4 protein-coding genes and 1 pseudogene are annotated in these 3,392 nt (G+C 45.5%); 3 read left to right on the top strand and 2 right to left on the bottom strand.

The window, feature by feature from the left end:
• Both IM456_RS23465 and ftsH4 read left to right on the top strand, forming a co-directional pair.
• A pseudogene (locus IM456_RS23465) lies at positions 1-120 on the top strand (RRXRR domain-containing protein); the annotation flags it as partial.
• A gap of 58 nt (positions 121-178) precedes the next feature.
• Entirely contained in the window at positions 179-2,056 is a 1,878-nt protein-coding gene (ftsH4, locus tag IM456_RS00295) for an ATP-dependent zinc metalloprotease FtsH4 (protein WP_149985515.1), read from the top strand.
• Positions 2,057-2,182: 126 nt separating this feature from the next.
• Here the strand turns inward: ftsH4 and IM456_RS00290 are convergent, their stop codons facing one another.
• Both IM456_RS00290 and IM456_RS00285 read right to left on the bottom strand, forming a co-directional pair.
• Entirely contained in the window at positions 2,183-2,317 is a 135-nt protein-coding gene (locus IM456_RS00290; RefSeq protein WP_287712718.1) for a hypothetical protein, read from the bottom strand.
• A gap of 132 nt (positions 2,318-2,449) precedes the next feature.
• On the bottom strand, positions 2,450-2,623 hold the full coding sequence (locus IM456_RS00285) for a transposase (RefSeq protein ID WP_502866867.1): 174 nt from the start codon (positions 2,621-2,623) through the stop codon (positions 2,450-2,452).
• Between the two features lie 148 nt (positions 2,624-2,771).
• Here IM456_RS00285 and IM456_RS00280 point away from each other — a divergent pair.
• Positions 2,772-3,392 (top strand): RNA-guided endonuclease InsQ/TnpB family protein (locus tag IM456_RS00280; RefSeq protein WP_287705305.1); only part of this gene is annotated, 621 nt, incomplete at its 3' end.

Here is a 3,392-nt window from a genome sequence, read left to right as displayed (position 1 = left end):
AGTGGAGATACCGAAAAACAGCTATCTGTAAGCGATACCAGTTGGAAACGATTGGGACAAATAGCTGTTAGCAAGATTCAGTTAATTCGTCGTTCTAACGGTTTAATTGTTTCTCACTAACTTGTATAAAGCCGCCCTCCGTTATCGCTAAAGGGCGGGTTTCAGACCCATTTTTTCGATGAGTATAAAAAGCAAACCTCCTTCACAATCTCGCCTGATCGGTAATGTTTTATTAGCCGTAGGCGGCTTATTTCTGATTGTTAACCTTCTTTTCCCGCAATTATTTGGCCCTAGCGTCCCCAAAGTTCCCTACAGTCTTTTTATCGACCAAGTGGAAGATGGCAACGTCGCTAGGGTATCCGTGGGACAGAATGAGATTCGTTATCAGCTTAAAAACGACCAAGAGGGCAACTACGGACGAATTTTCAGCACTACACCGATTTTTGACCTAGAATTGCCCAAACGTCTGGAAGCTAAGGGCGTAGAATTCGCCGCCGCGCCACCGCCAAAAAATGGCTGGATTGGTAGTGTCCTTAGTTGGGTGATTCCTCCCCTGATTTTTGTCGGTATTTGGCAATTTTTCCTCGCCCGCAGCGGTGGCGGTGGTCCGGCCGGGGCTTTATCGATTACCAAAAGTCGCGCTAAAGTCTATGTGGAAGGAGACACCACCAAAACCACTTTTAAAGATGTGGCCGGTGTGGAAGAAGCGAAAACCGAATTGGCCGAAATCGTCGAATTTCTCAAATATCCCCAACGTTACATTCAAATCGGGGCGCGGATTCCCAAGGGTGTCCTCTTAGTCGGTCCGCCGGGGACAGGGAAAACCCTGCTGGCAAAAGCAGTAGCGGGAGAAGCGGGAGTTTCTTTTTTTAGTATCTCGGGTTCGGAATTCGTGGAACTCTTTGTCGGTGCGGGTGCGGCCCGAGTGCGAGATCTGTTTGAACAGGCCAAGAAAAAAGCCCCCTGTATTATTTTTATCGATGAATTAGACGCGATCGGTAAATCTCGCGCTAACGGTAATTTTATGGGGGGTAACGATGAACGGGAACAGACTTTAAACCAATTATTGACGGAAATGGACGGTTTTAACGCTGGCGATGCGACGGTGATCGTTCTAGCCGCTACTAATCGCCCCGAAACTCTTGATCCCGCCCTTTTACGCCCCGGCCGTTTTGATCGTCAAGTGTTAGTTGATCGCCCCGATCTGGCTGGACGCTTAAAAATCCTCGAAATCTACGCAGGTAAGGTAAAATTAGGATTGGGTGTGGATTTAAAACAGATTGCTACCCGTACCCCTGGTTTTGCTGGTGCTGACTTAGCTAATCTAGTCAATGAGGCGGCTTTATTGGCAGCGCGCAATCAACGCAGCACCGTCGCCCAAGAGGACTTTAATGAGGCAATCGAGCGGGTAGTGGCCGGTTTAGAGAAGAAAAGCCGGGTTCTCTCGGAAAAAGAGAAGAAAATCGTCGCTTATCACGAAGTTGGTCACGCTCTCGTCGGTGCAGTTATGCCGGGGGGTGGTAAAGTTGCTAAGATTTCGATCGTGCCTCGCGGCATGGCAGCCCTCGGTTATACCCTGCAAATGCCCACGGAAGACCGTTTCCTTATGGATGATACGGAATTACGCGACCAAATTGCTACTCTTTTGGGTGGTCGGGCCGCCGAGGAAATTATCTTTGGTAGTATTACTACTGGGGCCGCTAATGACCTGCAGCGGGCGACGGACTTGGCCGAACGCATGGTGACAACCTATGGTATGAGTAAGACTCTCGGTCCCCTGGCCTACGAAAAAGGTCAACAGAATAGTTTTCTGGGAGATGGCATGATGAATCCTCGGCGCTTGGTTAGCGATGATACAGCCCGAGCGATCGATAATGAAGTGAAAGAGATTGTCGAAAACGGTCATCAGCAGGCCCTAGATATTCTCGCTCAAAATCGCGATTTACTCGAAGAAATTGCCCAAGAAATCCTCAGTAAAGAGGTGATCGAAGGGGAACAATTGCAGGCCCTGCTCGATCGCGTTAAACCCCTCGATCGAGAACCTGTTACTGTTTAGATCGATTTGATTTTTACCTTACCCCATCTTTCTTCAAGATGGGGTTTTTTCTATCTCAATGGAACGAGAGGACTCCCGTTAAACCGCGTAGCGGTTAACGGGAGATGAATCGCCACCAGAATAAAACTAACGCGGTAGGGTTTCCACTTTTGGGGAGTTTTTTTGGTTCTCAACGTATTTTTTTAGTTGTTCGACAGTAAGTAGTCGTGCAAAATTAATTTCTTGGTTAGGATAGGCACTCATGCAAGAGGCAAAAGGCAAAAGCTTGATCGAAATGTGTAATTAATTTTGCTTAGGTACTTAACTCCGCCACAACTAGCCACGAAATAAGCTACCGTCCCAAAATAAGGTTTATTGTCGAAATACTTGGCCGACAAATCCAGAAATTCCTTTCTAATTAATGGGACTAATAACTGTTTTAAGGTTAGCGATTAATTTGGATAAAGCGATGTCAGGCTTGTCATCGATAATCAGGTGAACGTGATCCGATTCACCGTTGAAATCAAGCAACACGCTGTCCCATTTCGTGAGCGTTGACGCAAAGATTTCTTTAAGTCGGGCTAAGATTTCATTGTTAATAGCAATGGTCGGTATTTGATGACGAATACGACGTGAGCGGTAAGTCTATAAACGGAGCGAAATCCATGATTGTAATCAGTTGACATATTAAGCGGTAAGTGTTATAATCTAATTGTACATCACGAAACGAACGACAGTGATAACGCTTACCTACCAGTACAAACTAAAGGTAAACAGACAACAGGAACGGGAGATAATCCACATTCTTGATGTTTGCAAAAGCGTTTACAATTACGCTCTTTCAGAACGGAAAGATTGGTTAAACTCTCGAAAGTGTCTTGCGGATCGTTGTTCGCTAGTTTCCGAGTACATAATTCCGGCGGATGAACCCTATCCTAATTACTTCGTTCAAGCCAAAAATCTAACGGAAGCTAAAAAAGTTTACCCGATATTAAAGACGGTTAACGCTCAAGTCTTACAGCAAGTCTTAAAAACTGTAGATAAAGCTTTTTCTGACATGAAATCGAAAGGCTTCGGCTTTCCTAGATTCAAGAAAAAGATGCGGAGTTTTATTTTTCCTGCGCTGTCAAAAAACTTCTTAGGTGACGAATACTTAAATTTTCCACAATTGGGAAAAATTCGGATTAGGAAATCCAGAAAGTACCCGTCTGGGTTCGAGCCTAAACAAGCTCGAATTATCCAAAAAGCGTCGGGATTTTACGTTTCGGTTTCCTTCCAATCTACGGAATTAGTTCCCGATATAACGACTGGGAAAACCTGTTTAGGAATCGACGCGGGGATTGAGAGTTTTGTCGCT

This window comes from Microcystis sp. M079S1, assembly GCF_020246425.1.
GTDB classification, from domain to species: Bacteria; Cyanobacteriota; Cyanobacteriia; order Cyanobacteriales; family Microcystaceae; genus Microcystis; species Microcystis aeruginosa.
This window is presented reverse-complemented; position numbering and strand designations above follow the sequence as displayed.